Annotated in this window: 18 protein-coding genes and 3 tRNA genes; 6 read left to right on the top strand and 15 right to left on the bottom strand. The window is 71.6% G+C overall.

Annotated features, from left to right (window positions below; translation table 11 throughout):
- The first annotated feature begins 21 nt into the window (after window positions 1–21).
- Entirely contained in the window at window positions 22–207 is a 186-nt protein-coding gene (rpmB, locus tag C4U44_RS36270) for a 50S ribosomal protein L28 (protein ID WP_093737864.1), read from the top strand.
- Between the two features lie 111 nt (window positions 208–318).
- Here rpmB and thiD read toward each other — a convergent pair whose 3' ends face one another.
- Window positions 319–1,143: a bifunctional hydroxymethylpyrimidine kinase/phosphomethylpyrimidine kinase gene (gene thiD, locus C4U44_RS36265; protein WP_235032619.1), complete on the bottom strand. Its 825-nt coding sequence runs from the start codon at window positions 1,141–1,143 to the stop codon at window positions 319–321.
- On the bottom strand, window positions 1,140–2,105 hold the full coding sequence (locus C4U44_RS36260; protein WP_103890359.1) for a thiamine-phosphate kinase: 966 nt from the start codon (window positions 2,103–2,105) through the stop codon (window positions 1,140–1,142). Before C4U44_RS36260 ends, thiD begins: the two co-directional genes overlap by 4 nt.
- A 170-nt stretch (window positions 2,106–2,275) precedes the next feature.
- On the opposite strand from C4U44_RS36260, the gene C4U44_RS36255 reads away from it, so the two are divergent.
- On the top strand, window positions 2,276–2,509 hold the full coding sequence (locus tag C4U44_RS36255) for an Lrp/AsnC ligand binding domain-containing protein (protein ID WP_103890358.1): 234 nt from the start codon (window positions 2,276–2,278) through the stop codon (window positions 2,507–2,509).
- A gap of 44 nt (window positions 2,510–2,553) precedes the next feature.
- Window positions 2,554–3,039, top strand: a complete 486-nt coding sequence (locus tag C4U44_RS36250; RefSeq protein WP_235032618.1) for a DUF3515 domain-containing protein — start codon at window positions 2,554–2,556, stop codon at window positions 3,037–3,039.
- A gap of 72 nt (window positions 3,040–3,111) precedes the next feature.
- Here C4U44_RS36250 and C4U44_RS36245 read toward each other — a convergent pair whose 3' ends face one another.
- From C4U44_RS36245 to C4U44_RS36235, 3 genes are read right to left on the bottom strand one after another with little or no spacing between them, the layout of a single operon-like run.
- On the bottom strand, window positions 3,112–4,284 hold the full coding sequence (locus tag C4U44_RS36245; protein ID WP_103890357.1) for a D-alanine--D-alanine ligase family protein: 1,173 nt from the start codon (window positions 4,282–4,284) through the stop codon (window positions 3,112–3,114).
- Window positions 4,285–4,296: 12 nt separating this feature from the next.
- On the bottom strand, window positions 4,297–5,298 hold the full coding sequence (locus C4U44_RS36240) for an NAD(P)H-dependent glycerol-3-phosphate dehydrogenase (RefSeq protein ID WP_103890356.1): 1,002 nt from the start codon (window positions 5,296–5,298) through the stop codon (window positions 4,297–4,299).
- On the bottom strand, window positions 5,295–6,143 hold the full coding sequence (locus C4U44_RS36235) for a lysophospholipid acyltransferase family protein (protein ID WP_103890355.1): 849 nt from the start codon (window positions 6,141–6,143) through the stop codon (window positions 5,295–5,297). The genes C4U44_RS36240 and C4U44_RS36235 overlap by 4 nt, the downstream gene beginning before the upstream one ends.
- Before the next feature lie 175 nt (window positions 6,144–6,318).
- On the opposite strand from C4U44_RS36235, the gene cofC reads away from it, so the two are divergent.
- Together cofC and C4U44_RS36225 are read left to right on the top strand one after the other, a co-directional pair.
- Window positions 6,319–6,984, top strand: a complete 666-nt coding sequence (gene cofC, locus C4U44_RS36230) for a 2-phospho-L-lactate guanylyltransferase (protein WP_103890354.1) — start codon at window positions 6,319–6,321, stop codon at window positions 6,982–6,984.
- Window positions 6,985–7,021: 37 nt separating this feature from the next.
- The gene (locus tag C4U44_RS36225) at window positions 7,022–7,261 is read left to right on the top strand and encodes a hypothetical protein (protein WP_103890353.1); all 240 of its coding nucleotides are present in this window, start codon (window positions 7,022–7,024) and stop codon (window positions 7,259–7,261) included.
- 72 nt (window positions 7,262–7,333) lie between these two features.
- Here the strand turns inward: C4U44_RS36225 and C4U44_RS36220 are convergent, their stop codons facing one another.
- From C4U44_RS36220 to leuC, 4 genes are all read right to left on the bottom strand, one after another.
- Complete coding sequence (locus C4U44_RS36220; RefSeq protein WP_103890352.1) at window positions 7,334–7,954, bottom strand: HU family DNA-binding protein; 621 nt, start codon at window positions 7,952–7,954, stop codon at window positions 7,334–7,336.
- A gap of 133 nt (window positions 7,955–8,087) precedes the next feature.
- Window positions 8,088–8,312, bottom strand: a complete 225-nt coding sequence (locus C4U44_RS36215; RefSeq protein ID WP_103890351.1) for an SCO5555 family protein — start codon at window positions 8,310–8,312, stop codon at window positions 8,088–8,090.
- 229 nt (window positions 8,313–8,541) lie between these two features.
- Window positions 8,542–9,147, bottom strand: a complete 606-nt coding sequence (leuD, locus tag C4U44_RS36210) for a 3-isopropylmalate dehydratase small subunit (RefSeq protein ID WP_103890350.1) — start codon at window positions 9,145–9,147, stop codon at window positions 8,542–8,544.
- A 6-nt stretch (window positions 9,148–9,153) separates the two neighbouring features.
- Window positions 9,154–10,587, bottom strand: coding sequence for a 3-isopropylmalate dehydratase large subunit (gene leuC, locus C4U44_RS36205; protein ID WP_103890349.1), 1,434 nt, complete (start codon window positions 10,585–10,587; stop codon window positions 9,154–9,156).
- Window positions 10,588–10,713: 126 nt separating this feature from the next.
- Between leuC and ndgR the strand changes: the two genes are divergently transcribed.
- Window positions 10,714–11,430 (top strand): IclR family transcriptional regulator NdgR, encoded by a 717-nt coding sequence (gene ndgR, locus C4U44_RS36200; protein ID WP_093737876.1) that lies wholly within the window; start codon window positions 10,714–10,716, stop codon window positions 11,428–11,430.
- A 72-nt stretch (window positions 11,431–11,502) separates the two neighbouring features.
- On the opposite strand, the gene C4U44_RS36195 is transcribed toward ndgR, so the two are convergent.
- From C4U44_RS36195 to C4U44_RS36170, 6 genes are all read right to left on the bottom strand, one after another.
- Window positions 11,503–11,575, bottom strand: a tRNA-Glu gene (locus tag C4U44_RS36195).
- A gap of 4 nt (window positions 11,576–11,579) precedes the next feature.
- Window positions 11,580–11,652: transfer RNA gene (locus C4U44_RS36190), tRNA-Glu, on the bottom strand.
- A 20-nt stretch (window positions 11,653–11,672) separates the two neighbouring features.
- Window positions 11,673–11,744 (bottom strand) — tRNA-Gln (locus tag C4U44_RS36185).
- A 177-nt stretch (window positions 11,745–11,921) separates the two neighbouring features.
- Entirely contained in the window at window positions 11,922–12,500 is a 579-nt protein-coding gene (locus tag C4U44_RS36180; protein ID WP_103890348.1) for a GTP-binding protein, read from the bottom strand.
- Window positions 12,481–13,155, bottom strand: a complete 675-nt coding sequence (locus tag C4U44_RS36175; RefSeq protein ID WP_103890347.1) for a DUF742 domain-containing protein — start codon at window positions 13,153–13,155, stop codon at window positions 12,481–12,483. The genes C4U44_RS36180 and C4U44_RS36175 overlap by 20 nt, the downstream gene beginning before the upstream one ends.
- Window positions 13,156–13,232: 77 nt before the next feature.
- On the bottom strand, window positions 13,233–13,623 hold a 391-nt coding region (locus tag C4U44_RS36170; protein WP_103890346.1), incomplete at its 5' end, for a roadblock/LC7 domain-containing protein.

The following is a 13,623-nucleotide window of genomic DNA, read 5'->3' as shown; positions in this document are numbered from 1 at the left end:
CTGAAGTCTTTGGAGTGACCCGTGGCTGCTAACTGCGACGTCTGCGGCAAGGGGCCGGGCTTCGGCAACAGCATCTCCCACTCGCACCGCCGTACCCCGCGTCGTTGGAACCCCAACATCCAGCGCGTGCGTGCGGTCGTCGGGAAGACGCCGAAGCGCCTCAACGTCTGCACCTCGTGCATCAAGGCCGGCAAGGTCACGCGCTGACCTCAGCGCAGTCCTGGGTGGCCACCTGAAGCCGATCCACCTCACGGTGGGTCGGCTTTTCAGCGTGCCCGCGGCGCGGCTCCCGCCGCTCCCGCGCTGCGGTCCCGGCGCTCACCCGGCCGCGCGGGTGCGCCAGGCGTGGTCGACCGGGCCGATGCCCGCGCCGAGCGGGAAGCCCGCCTCGATGGCGCCGCGGACGTACTCCTTGGCATGGCCGACCGCGCCCGGCACGTCGTGGCCGAGGGCCAGGTACGAGGCGAGGGCGCTCGCCAGGGTGCAGCCGGTGCCGTGCGTGTGCCGGTTGGGGTACCGGGGCGAGTGGTACCAGTGCTCGGTGCGGCCGTCCGAGAGCAGGTCGACGGCCTCGACGTAGCGGTCGGCGTCGGGCAGGTGGCCGCCCTTGACCAGCACCCAGCGCGGTCCGTACCCGAGCACCGCACGGGCCGCGTCCCGCATCCCCGCCTCGTCGGCGACCACGACGCCGGTGAGCCGGGTGACCTCGTCGAGGTTCGGGGTGGCGACGGTCGCCAGCGGCAGCAGCCGGCCGCGCATCACGTCGAGGGCCTCGTCGTGCAGCAGCGGGTCGCCGTGCTTGGAGACCGCGACCGGGTCGACCACGACGGGTACCCCGCGGTCGAGCCCGGCCAGCAGGTCGGCGACGGTGCCGGCGAGTTCCGCGGAGGAGAGCATGCCGGTCTTGACCGCCTGCACCCCGATGTCGTCGACCACCGCGCGGAACTGGGCCCGCACCGCGTCGGCCGGCAGCTCCCACGCGCCCTGCACGCCCAGCGAGTTCTGCGCGGTGACCGAGGTGAGCACGCTCATCCCGTGCACGCCGAGCGCCAGCATCGTCTTGAGGTCGGCCTGGATCCCCGCGCCGCCGCCGGAGTCGGAGCCGGCGACGGTGAGCACCCGCGGCGGCGCGGGCACGCTCACGCCTCCGACCCGAAGTGGTCCCAGCCGCCGGCCTTCTCCCAGGCCGCGCCGTCGACCGTGACCCGCGGGGTGCGGGTGGCCGGCGCGGTGACGTCGCCGATGATCCGCCAGCGGGCCGGGAGTTTCACGTCGCGCGGGAAGGCGGCCACGATCGCGTGGTCCTCGCCGCCGCTGAGCACCCAGTGCATCGGGTCGACGCCGACGGCCTGGCCGATGTCGGTCATCTGCGCGGGAACGTCGATGGCGGCGGAGCGCAGGTCGATGTCGACGCCGCTGGCGGCGGCGATGTGGCCGAGGTCGGCGACCAGGCCGTCACTGACGTCGGTCATGGCGGTGGCGCCGAGATCGGCGGCGGCGGGGCCCGCGTGGTACGGCGGCTCGGGCCGCCGGTGCGCCTCGACGAAGGCGCGCGGCGAGCGGAACCCGCGGGAGAGCACGGCGAGTCCGGCGGCGGACCAGCCGAGCCAGCCGGTGACCGCGATCAGGTTGCCCGCGCGGGCGCCGGACCGGGTGACGGCGGTGCGGTTGCGGAGGTCGCCGAGGGCGGTGACGGACACCGTGATGGTGTCGCCGCGCACCACGTCGCCGCCGACCACCGCCGCACCGGCCACCTGGCATTCGTCCCTGATGCCGTCCATCAGCTCGACCGGCCAGGTGGCGGGCAGTTCGGCGGGCACGACCAGCGCGAGCAGCACCGCGGTGGGCACCGCGCCCATGGCGGCGATGTCGGCGAGGTTCTGCGCGGCCGCCTTGCGGCCGACGTCGTAGGCCGTGGACCAGTCGCGGCGGAAGTGCCGCCCTTCGAGGAGCACGTCGGTGGTGGCCACCACCCGGCGGTCGGGCGCGGCGACCACGGCGGCGTCGTCGCCGGGGCCGATCTGCACCGCGGGGGTCGAGGTGAGGCGGGAGGTCAGTTCCCTGATGAGCCCGAACTCCCCCAGCTCGCCCACAGTCCCCTTCATAGCGTCGTCCCCTCGATTCTCGGCCGGTGTACGGTCCCCGGTCCGTTCCGCTGCGTGTTTCCCGTCAATACGGGAGTCCGGTACCGCGCGGGTCTCCCCGCTGCGCGCGGCGACGCGATAACGTGGCGTCCCCCCTCCCACATGATCCTCGAAGCCGCCCTGGAGGTTCCGTGGTACAGGCGTACATCCTGATCCAGACCGAGGTCGGGAAGGCCTCGGCAGTAGCGGAGGTGATCTCCAAGATCGACGGAGTCATCCAGGCCGAGGACGTCACAGGTCCCTATGACGTCATCGTCCGCGCCCAGGCCGACACGGTCGACGAACTCGGCCGCATGGTGGTCGCGAAGGTGCAGCAGGCGGAAGGCATCACCCGCACACTGACCTGCCCGGTCGTCCATATATAGCCCCCCGCCGAGCCCGTGGGCCGGGCTCTTCATATGCTCACCCGGTGAAGTTCTCCCGCCGGACCGCCCTGATCACCGTGTCCGCCGTCGCGTGCCTGTCCGCGGCGGCGGTCTACGTGTTCGCCGTCTCCGGTAGCGACGACGAGTCCGTTGCCGTTCCGGTTCCGAACGCCCGGGTGACCGCCTACTGCGAGGCGCTGCACGCGCGGTTGCCGAAGAAGGTCGACGGGCTGTCCGGTCATGATCTCAAGCCGGCGTCTCCGCTGACCGCCGGATGGGGTGATCCTACGATCGTGCTGCGCTGCGGGGTGCCCCGGCCCGCCGAGGACGACGACGTCAACACCCCCGGCGCGGAGGTCGGCGGGGTGGGCTGGTCGTTCGAGCAGCAGTCGGACGGCGGCGCCCGGCTGACGACGACGCTGCGCAAGGCGTACGTGGAGTTGACGCTCCCGCCGAAGTACGCGCACGACGCGACGCCGCTGACCGAGTTGGCCGCGGCGGTCAAGGCGACGATCCCCGCCGGGATCTGAGCGCTCCCGGCGGGGGTTCCGCGGACGTCTGCGGGGTTTCTGCGGGGTTCGGGGAGGCGCCGCGGCAGCCGGTCAGCGCAGGCCGGTGGAGCGGCGCAGCGCGGCCTGGATCAGCAGGTCGATCAGCTCGGTGTAACCGATGCCGCTCTCCTGCCACATCCGCGGGTACATCGAGATCGGCGTGAAGCCGGGCATGGTGTTGATCTCGTTGATGACGAACTCGCCGCTGTCCAGCAGGAAGAAGTCGGCACGCACCAGCCCCTCGCAGGACGCGGCCTCGAACGCCTCGACGGCGAGCCGCCGCACCCGCTCGGTCTGCTCCTCGGTCAGCGGGGCCGGCACGACGCCCTCGGCGGAGTCGATGTACTTCGCGTCGAAGTCGTAGAAGTCGCTGCTCGCGGCGGGCGGGATCTCGGCGGGGACCGAGGCGCGGGGGCCGTCGGCGAACTCCAGCACGCCGCACTCGATCTCGCGGCCGCGCAGCAGCGCCTCGACCAGGACCTTCGGGTCGTGCCTGCGGGCTTCGGCGAGGGCGGCGTCCACCTCGTCGGGGCCGTCGACCTTGCTGATGCCGATGGACGAGCCGGCCCGGGTCGGCTTGATGAACAGCGGCCAGCCGTGGATCTGGGCGAACTCCTCCACCTTGCGCCGGGCGGCGGCCGGGTCCTGCTCCCACTCGCGCGGCCGGATCACCGTGTACGGGCCGACCTTGAGCCCGAACGAGGTGAAGATCCGCTTCATGTACTCCTTGTCCATGCCGACGGCGGAGGCGAGCACGCCCGCGCCGACGTAGGGGACACCGGAGAGTTCCAGCAGGCCCTGCAGGGTGCCGTCCTCGCCGTACGGGCCGTGCAGGAGCGGGAGGACGACGTCGACCTCGCCGAGCGCCTTGGGCACGGCGCCCGCCTCGGTGTAGACGACCTCGCGGCTGGCCGGGTCGACGGGCAGCAGTACGGCGCCGTCGTGGTCGGTGACCTGTTCCACGCTCGGCATCCGGCGGTCGGTGATCGCCATCCGCTCGGGTTCGTCGGCGGTCAGCGCCCAACGGCCCTCGCTGGTGATGCCGATCGGCAGGACGTCGTACTTGTCGCGGTCGATGGCGCGCAGCACGCTGGCCGCGGTCACCACGGACACGCCGTGCTCGGAGCTGCGCCCGCCGAAGACGACGGCAACGCGCGGCTTGCGGCCGTACTGCGGCCGCTCGGAGTGCTGGTCCGGGCTCTGGGGCGATGGCAGGTTGCTCATGTCGCGTTGACCTTACCGTTCGGGCTTCGCAGAACGTGACATCAACTCCTTGACGGCCACGACGGGCGGTTTCCCGTTGTGCACGATGTCGACCACGGTCTCGGTGATCGGCATGTCGACGCCGTGCCGGCGGGCCAGGTCCGCGACGGACTCGCAGGACTTGACGCCCTCGGCGGTCTGGCTGGTGGCGGCGATGGTCTCGGCGAGGCTCATGCCGCGGCCGAGGTTGCGGCCGAAGGTGTTGTTGCGGGACAGCGGTGAGGAGCAGGTGGCCACGAGGTCGCCCATACCCGCGAGTCCGGCGAAGGTGTACGGGTCGGCACCCATCGCCAGGCCCAGCCGGCTGGTCTCGGCCAGGCCGCGGGTGATCAGCGACGCCTTGGTGTTGTCGCCCATGCCCATGCCGCCGGCGATCCCGACCGCCAGCGCGATCACGTTCTTGACCGCGCCGCCGAGTTCGCACCCGGTCACGTCGGTGTTGGTGTACGGGCGGAAGTACGCGGTGTGGCAGGCGGTCTGGATCCGGCGGGCCGCGGACTCGTCGCGGCAGGCGACGACGGCGGCGGCGGGCTGGCGGGCGGCGATCTCGGGGGCGAGGTTGGGCCCGGTGAGCACGGCGACCCGGCCGGGTTCGACCTTGGCGACCTCCTCGATCACCTCGCTCATCCGCTTCGCGGTGCCGAGTTCGACACCCTTCATCAGGCTGACCAGCACCGCGTCCGAGCGCAGCAGGGGCGCCCACTCGGCGAGGTTGGCGCGCAACGACTGGGAGGGCACCGACAGGAACACGAACTCGGCGCCGGCGGCGGCCGCGGCCGGGTCGGTGGTCGCCGTCACGGCCTCCGGCAGCGTGATGCCGCTGGAGTACTCCGGGTTGGTCCGGGTGCTGTTGATGGCGGCGACGAGTTCGGGGCGGCGTCCCCACAAGGACACCTCGCACCCCGCGTCGGCCAGCACCATCGCGAACGCGGTGCCCCAGGACCCGGCGCCGAACACGGCACAGCGAGCCGTCACGCCGCCCCCTTGCCGTTGTCGCCGCCGGGGACGTCGGCCGCAAGGCCGTTGTCGCCGTTGTCGCCGGCGGTCCCGGCACCGGTGTCACCGGCGCCCTTCGCGCCGTTGCCGTCCTTGCCGCCGGCCTCCTTGTCGGCCTTGTCGGCCTTGCGCGGGTCGTACAGGCCGTCGGGGGCGGGGATGCCGCGGACTTCTGCCAGGAGTTGCTTCACATCCGCCATGATGGCCCCGGTCACCTCGCGCAGCACCTCGGCGGTCGGGTCCTTCCCCTCCCAGGCGCTGAGGTCGACCGGCGTACCGACCAGGACACGGTGGGTCTTGCGCGGCAGGAAGCTCGGCTTCTTCGCGTACGGCGGGAGGAACTCGTTCGCGCCCCACTGCGCGATCGGGATCACCGGAGCGCCGGTGAGCAGCGCGACGCGGGCGATCCCGGTCTTGCCGACCATCGGCCACAGGTCCGGGTCGCGGGTGAGGGTGCCCTCGGGGTAGAACGCCACGCACTCGCCGTTGTTGACCGCCTCGACCGCCGAGCGGTACGCCGCGGCGGCGTCGGCGGTGGCCCGCACCACCGGGATCTGCCCGGTGCCGCGCATCACCGCGCCCACGAAGAACGGCTTGAACAGCGCCGCCTTGGCCAGGAACCGCGGGAGCCGGCCGGTGTTGTACTGGAAATGCGCATAGAGCAGCGGGTCGAGGTAGGAGTTGTGATTCACCGCGGTGAGGAATCCGCCCTCGGCCGGAATGTTCTCCATTCCGCGCCAGTCCCGCTTGAACAGCACGATGAGCGGCGGCTTGGCGATGGCGGCCGCCAGGCGGTACCAGAAACCGATTCTGCGGCGGGACACCTGGGACTCCTCTTCGTTGCTGTCGGCGCCGCTCGAGCGTCGCGGCTACGGGAGAGGTTAACGCCAGAGCTTCACATGCGGCGGGGCACCTCTGCCACCGGTTCCGTTGGTGCTGCCGGCGCGGCAGGGTCCACTGGCCCCACGAGGGGCGGCGTTGTCGGCGGCGGCCCGCACAATGGACGGCGTGGATGAGGCGAGATGGTCGCTGGTGGTGCCGTTGAAGCCGCTCGCGGTCGCCAAGAGCCGGCTGGCAGCGGCCGGTGCGGTGCGTCCGGCGCTGGCGCTGGCGTTCGCGCTGGACACCGTGGGCGCCGTGCTGGCGTGTTCCGAGGTCGAGGACGTGACGGTGGTCACCGACGATCCGGCCGCGGGCGCGGAACTGGCCGGGATCGGCGCCTTCGTGGTGGCCGACTCCCCGGCCGCCGGGCTGAACGCCGCGCTGCGGCACGGGGAGGCCGTGGTCCGGGCCCGCCGGCCGCACGCTCCGATCGCGGCGCTGAACGGCGATCTCCCGGCCTTGCGGGCGGCGGAACTGGCGGAAGTGCTGCGCGCGGCCGCGGGGGCGTGTGAGCGGGCGTTCCTCGCGGATGCGGCCGGAGTGGGAACAACGTTGCTCACCACCGTTGCCCCGCTCCCGCTCTCCCCCGGGTTCGGCGGCGCCTCCCGCGCCCGTCACCTCGCCTCCGGGGCGGCCGAGATCACGCTCCCCGCGGCGCCCTCGGTGCGCCAGGACGTGGACACCCTGGAGGACCTCGTGGCCGCGATGGCACTGGGCGTGGGGCCCTTCACCGCCGCGGCGGCCGCCGCGGTGCCGCTGCCCGCCCGGGCCTGCCCGTCCTGACGCTCCCGCCGCAGCGAGCGGGGCCTAGGCTTGCCCCATGCAAGCCACCGCGTTCACGTACGACCCGGCCACCCGGAGCGGCAGTGTGCTGCTGGACGACGGCACCCCGCTGGAGTTCGACACGGCGGCGTTCGACGCGGGGCAGCTGCGGCTGCTGCGGCCGGGCCAGCGGGTCAGGATCCGCACCGAGGGCGCGGGGTCGGCCCGCCGCGTGGTCTTCCTGACCCTGACGACGCTGCCCGACCCCGGCGCGGAGCAGGCCCCGGACGCGAAATAGCGCGGGCCGGGCGCCCCGTGGAAGGGGGCCCGGCCCGGCGCGGTGGTGCGGGTGGAGCGGTGGGAAGGCCTATCACCTGGCGGCGGCGCGCTTCGCGGTCTTGCGGGCCGATCGCTTGGCCGGGGCCTTCTTGGCGGTGGCCTTCTTGGCGGGAGCCTTCTTGGCCGCGGACTTCTTCGCGGTGGTGGCCTTCTTGGCGGCCGACTTCTTGGCGGTGGTCGCCTTCTTCGCGGTGGCCTTCTTGGCCGTGGCGGTCTTCTTCGCGGCGGCGGTCTTGGCGGTGGCCGCCTTGCGCGCCGTGGTCGCCTTCTTCGCGGCGGCCTTCTTCGTCGCGGTGCGCGCGGTGGTCGAGGCACCGCCGCTCAGGCTGCCCTTGGGCGCCTTCTTGACCGCGACCTCGCCGCCACGCGGAAGCTTCTTCGACCCGCTGACCAGGTCCTTGAAGCCCTGACCCGCACGGAACCGCGGCACGGAGGTCTTCTTGACCCGGACCCGCTCCCCGGTCTGGGGATTGCGAGCGTAACGGGCGGGTCGCTCCACCTTCTCGAACGAACCGAACCCGGTGACCGAGACCCGGTCACCGGAGACCACCGCGCGGACGATCGCGTCGAGAACCGCGTCAACCGCGTCCGCGGCGGCCTGCCGGCCGCCCACCTTGTCGGCAATCGCTTCTACGAGCTGCGCCTTGTTCACGTCTTCCCCTTCGGAAACTTGCCCGGCGAATGAGTACGGGCTGATTTCGCACGCTAGGCGGATATATACCGCAAATCAAATACGAAACGGGCGAATCACCCTTGTGCCGCAACGAACTCGGTACTCCGCGTGATCACTGATCGGGGATTCCGAGCTCGTCCAACTCAGCCGTTAACACCTCCAGGCGCCGTGCCGCGTCGGCGAGATCGTGCTTCGCCACGGCGGTCACCACGAGCAGCCGACGGGTCAACTCCCGCCTTGTCCCGTCCGGGACTTCGGGGTTGGCGACGCGCGCGTGCACCTGCTTCAAACGGGCGGCGAGGAGCTCGTAGAGGTCCAGTTGGCCGTCGCGTTCCATGCGTCGATTGTGCCATCTGCGGCGAGTTGTCGAGCATGACAGGGCCAACCGGGTGTTCCGAGCCTGTTTTCCGGTACCCATGGCGGGGTGGAGGACGGGTCGTCCGGACATGCACGAGCGCCCCCCACGAGGACGTGAGGGGCGCTGCGCGGTGCGATACCGGCCGATCCGGACCCGAATTCGGGCCCAACAGAGGCCGGCGGAGGCCGACGAGACGCCGGCGGGAGCCTCAGACCTGTGCGGTGCTGGGCTTCCAGGACGGCCGGGTGCTCTCGAACGCGGCGATGTCCGGCTCGTTGGCGAGCGTCAGGCTGATGTCGTCCAGCCCTTCCAGCAGCCGCCAGCGGGCGTTGTCGTCCAGTTCGAACGGCGCGGTCAGCGGGCCCTGCGGGCGGTCGGCGCGAACCTCGCGGGCGACCAGGTCCACGGTGATCTCCGCGGTCGGGTCGGCCTCGACGAGCTGCCACAGCTCCTCGACGGTCTGCTGCGGCAGCACCACCGTCAGCAGGCCGTTCTTCAGCGAGTTGCCGCGGAAGATGTCCGCGAAACGGGACGAGATCACCGTCTTGAAGCCGTAGTTCTGCAGCGCCCAGACGGCGTGCTCGCGGGACGATCCGGTGCCGAAGTCGGAACCCGCCAGCAGGACCGTGGCGCCCGCGTACTGCGGGGCGTTGAGCACGAAGGACTCGTCCTTGCGCCACGCCTCGAACAGGCCGTCCTCGAACCCGTTGCGGGTGACCTTCTTCAGCCAGTGCGCGGGGATGATCTGGTCGGTGTCCACGTTGCTGCGGCGCAGCGGTACGGCCCGGCCGGTGTGGGTGGTGAAGGCTTCCATGGCTGCTCAGGCTTCCTCGAGGACAGAGGCGTCAGGGGCGTCGGACAGGTCGGCGGGCGAGGCGAGGTGGCCGAGCACCGCGGTGGCGGCGGCGACCTGCGGGGAGACCAGGTGGGTACGGCCGCCCTTGCCCTGCCGTCCTTCGAAGTTGCGGTTCGAGGTGGACGCGGAGCGCTCGCCGGGCGCGAGTTGGTCGGGGTTCATACCCAGGCACATCGAGCAACCCGCGTGCCGCCATTCGGCGCCGGCCGCGGTGAACACCCGGTCCAGCCCCTCCTCGACGGCCTGGAGCGCCACGCGTACCGAGCCGGGTACGACGAGCATCCGCACCCCGTCGGCGACCTTGCGGCCCCCCACGACGGCGGCCGCGGCGCGCAGGTCCTCGATCCGGCCGTTGGTGCAGGAACCGACGAACACGGTGTCCACCGCGACCTCGCGCAGCGGCTGCCCGGCGGTCAGGCCCATGTACTCCAGGGCCTTCTCCGCGGCGAGCCGGTCGCTGGGGTCGTCGTAGGAGGCCGGGTCCGGCACGGACGCGCTCAGCGGCGCGCCCTGGCCCGGGTTGGTGCCCCAGGTCACGAACGGCGTCAACTCGCCCGCGTCGATCCGCACCTCGTGGTCGAAGGCGGCGTCGTCGTCGGTCCTGAGCGTCTTCCAGTACGCCACGGCCGCGTCCCAGTCGGCGCCCTTGGGGGCGTGTGCGCGCCCTTCCAGGTAGTCGAAGGTGGTCCGGTCCGGGGCGATCATGCCCGCCCTGGCGCCCGCCTCGATCGACATGTTGCAGACGGTCATCCGGGATTCCATCGACAGCTTCTCGATCGCCGAGCCGCGGTACTCGATGACGTAGCCCTGGCCGCCGCCGGTGCCGATCCGGCTGATCACCGCGAGGATCAGGTCCTTGGCGGTGACGCCGTCGGGCAGTTCACCGTCGACGGTGACCGCCATGGTCCGGAACGGGGCGAGCGGCAGCGTCTGGGTGGCCAGCACGTGCTCGACCTGCGAGGTGCCGATGCCGAACGCCAGCGCGCCGAACGCGCCGTGCGTGGAGGTGTGCGAGTCCCCGCAGACCACGGTGGTGCCGGGCTGGGTCAGGCCCAACTGCGGCCCCACCACGTGCACCACGCCCTGCTCGATGTCACCGAGCGGATGCAGCCGCACCTCGAACTCGGCGCAGTTCTTGCGCAGCGTCTCCAGCTGGGTGCGCGAGACCGGGTCGGCGATCGGCTTGTCGATGTCGAGGGTCGGGGTGTTGTGGTCCTCGGTGGCGATGGTGAGGTCCGTACGGCGCACCCGCCGGCCGTTCATCCGCAGCCCGTCGAACGCCTGGGGGCTGGTCACCTCGTGCAGGAGGTGAAGATCGATGAAAAGCAGATCGGGCTCGCCTTCGGCGCGGCGGACGACGTGGTCGTCCCAGACTTTTTCCGCGAGTGTCCTACCCATCGCTGTCCCTCCGGCCCGCTTCGTCGCGGGCCCACTAGGTGTTGGTCCTGCGCTGTGCTCCCAGCGTGACGCGTTCCGGGGAAAATTGAACTTGCGTTTCACACTCTGAGACGCGAGTATCGTTTCATGGACAACTCTAGCGGCGTCGGCGTTCTCGACAAGGCGGCTCTGGTGCTCAGCGCGCTGGAGTCGGGCCCGGCCACCCTGGCCGGGCTTGTCGGTGCCACGGGCCTGGCCCGCCCCACCGCGCACCGGCTGGCGGTAGCGCTCGAACACCATCGCATGGTGGCTCGCGACATGCAGGGCCGCTTCATCCTGGGCCCGCGCCTGTCGGAGCTGGCCGCGGCGGCCGGCGAGGACCGGCTGCTGGCCACCGCGGGGCCGGTGCTCACGCACCTGCGCGACGTGACCGGCGAGAGCGCCCAGCTCTATCGCCGCCAGGGCGACATGCGGATCTGCGTCGCCGCCGCGGAGCGGCTGTCGGGGCTGCGGGACACCGTGCCGGTGGGCTCCACGCTGCCGATGAAGGCCGGCTCGGCCGCGCAGGTGCTGATGGCCTGGGAGGAGCCCGAGCGGCTGCACCGCGGCCTGCAGGGCGCCCGCTTCACCGCCACCGCGCTGTCCGGGGTGCGCCGCCGCGGCTGGTCGCAGTCGATCGGGGAGCGCGAGCCCGGTGTCGCCTCGGTGTCGGCACCGGTGCGCGGGCCGTCCAACCGCGTGGTCGCCGCGGTCTCGGTGTCCGGGCCGATCGAGCGGCTCACCCGGCACCCGGGCCGGATGCACGCCCAGGCCGTGGTCGACGCCGCCGGCCGCCTCAGCGAGGCGCTGCGCAGGACCGGCTGAACGACGAAGCCCGCCGCGGGGAGCGGCGGGCTTCGATCGGACGTCTCGCGCGGAATGCTTCGCGCACTTGCGTACCCCCGACCGGATTCGAACCGGCGCTACCGCCTTGAGAGGGCGGCGTGCTAGGCCACTACACAACGGGGGCAAAGTACCCCCGACCGGATTCGAACCGGCGCTACTGCCGTGAGAGGGCAGCGTGCTAGGCCGCTACACAACGGGGGCTCGCACTTGCTGAAGTGCTGCTGGGGTACCAGGACTCGAACCTAGAACAACTGAACCAGAATCAGCCGTGTTGCCAATTACACCATACCCCACCAAAACGCAACCCCAGTAAGGGATCTTGTTCGGATGACGCCCTCGGCTCGGGCTTTGACCCTCTCCGGCGGCGCAGGAAGAACATTACCCGATCCGGGACAGCGCTCCAAAACGAGTATCGCCAAGTCCCCCCGGAACCGGGCCGGTGCGCCGCGCAGCGCGCCGGTGGGGGACCGCTAGCGCAGCCGGGCCATCAGCGCGTGCTCGACGAGCGTGATGAGCGCGCTCTTGGCCTCGCCGCGGTGCCGGGCGTCGGTGGTGATGATCGGCGCCTCCGGGCCGATCTGCAGCGCCTCACGGACCTCCTCGGGGCCGTAGGGCTGGTGGCCGTCGAAGCCGTTGAGGGCGATCACGAACGGCAGGCCGCTGTTCTCGAAGTAGTCCACCGCCGGGAAGCAGTCCGCCAGCCGCCGGGTGTCGACCAGGACGATGGCGCCGATGGCACCGCGCACCAGGTCGTCCCACATGAACCAGAAACGGTCCTGCCCCGGCGTGCCGAACAGGTAGAGGATCAGGTCCTCGTCGAGCGTGATGCGGCCGAAGTCCATCGCCACCGTGGTGGTGGTCTTGTCCGGCGCGTGCGTGAGGTCGTCGATGCCGGCCGACGCCGACGTCATCACGGCCTCGGTGCGCAGCGGATTGATCTCCGAGACGGCACCGACGAACGTGGTCTTGCCCACGCCGAATCCGCCCGCCACCACGATCTTCGCGGAGGTGGTGGCGCGGGTCGGACCGCTAGAGCTTCCGAAGTCCACTGAGCACCCTTTCAAGCAGCGTCACATCTGGCTGACCGCCCGCCGACTCGTCGCCGCCGGGCTGGTGGATCGCGACCAGTCCTGCCTCGGCCAGGTCGGCGACAAGAATGCGGACCACCCCGAGCGGGATGGTCAGCAGCGCGGAGATCTCGGCCACCGACTTGACCTCGCGACACAGCAGGCAGATCCGCTGGTGCTCGGGGAGCTGCCCGCGCAGGCGCTCCGGGTCGGCGGAGGTGCTGACCAGCGCCTCGATGGCGAGCTGGTAGCGCGGCCTGGTCCGCCCACCGGTCATGGCGTAGGGACGGACCAGTCCTGAAGGCGTGCGTGAGCGGCCGCCGGCGTTCCGGCCCTGCCCCTGGTCGTATCCCTGACCCGCCTGGCTCCCCTGGCTTCCCGGGCCCCCCTGGCCCTGGGACGGCGGGCGGCCGTACGTACCCTGGTGCCGGCCGTGGCCGTGCTGCTCCTGACCCGGGACGGGACCCTGCGGCGGTGGCGCCTGCGGTGGGGCGTACGGCTGGATACGCGGCTGGCGGTAGGGCGAACCGGGCTGCCCGGGCTGCTGCTCCGGGTCGGGCGCCGACGGGTAGGTGTACGGGTTCGCCGGTTGCTGGTGCGGGTTGCCGTACGGGTCTCCACCGGGGGAAGTGCTCACGGGTCCTCCTCCTGAAACGGCCCCGCCGTCGTCCGAGCACCTGGCAGGTGCCCGGACGCGCCGCGCCGCCCACTGCGTTAGTTGAGCAGACTGCCCTGAAGTTCGGCCCGAAGGTCGGGGGTGAGTACGCTTCCTGCCCGGTCGACGAGCAGGGCCATTTCGTAGCCGACCAGACCGATGTCGCACTCCGGATGCGCCAGCACCGCCAGCGACGAACCGTCGGACACCGACATGATGAAGAGGAAGCCCCGCTCCATCTCCACCACCGTCTGGTTCACACTGCCCCCCTCGAAAATCCGGGAGGCACCAGCCGTCAACGACGTCAGCCCGGAAGCCACCGCCGCCAACTGATCGGCACGGTCACGCGGAAAACCATCAGACATCGCGAGCAGCAGGCCGTCGGCGGAGACCACCACCGTGTGGGACACCCCCGGGGTGTTGTCCACGAAGTTGGTGATCAACCAGTTC

It is taken from the genome of Actinacidiphila yanglinensis (genome assembly GCF_900107965.1).
GTDB classification, from domain to species: Bacteria; Actinomycetota; Actinomycetes; order Streptomycetales; family Streptomycetaceae; genus Actinacidiphila; species Actinacidiphila yanglinensis.
The sequence above is the reverse complement of the archived record's forward strand: the minus strand, read 5'-3'. Positions and strand labels throughout refer to the sequence as shown.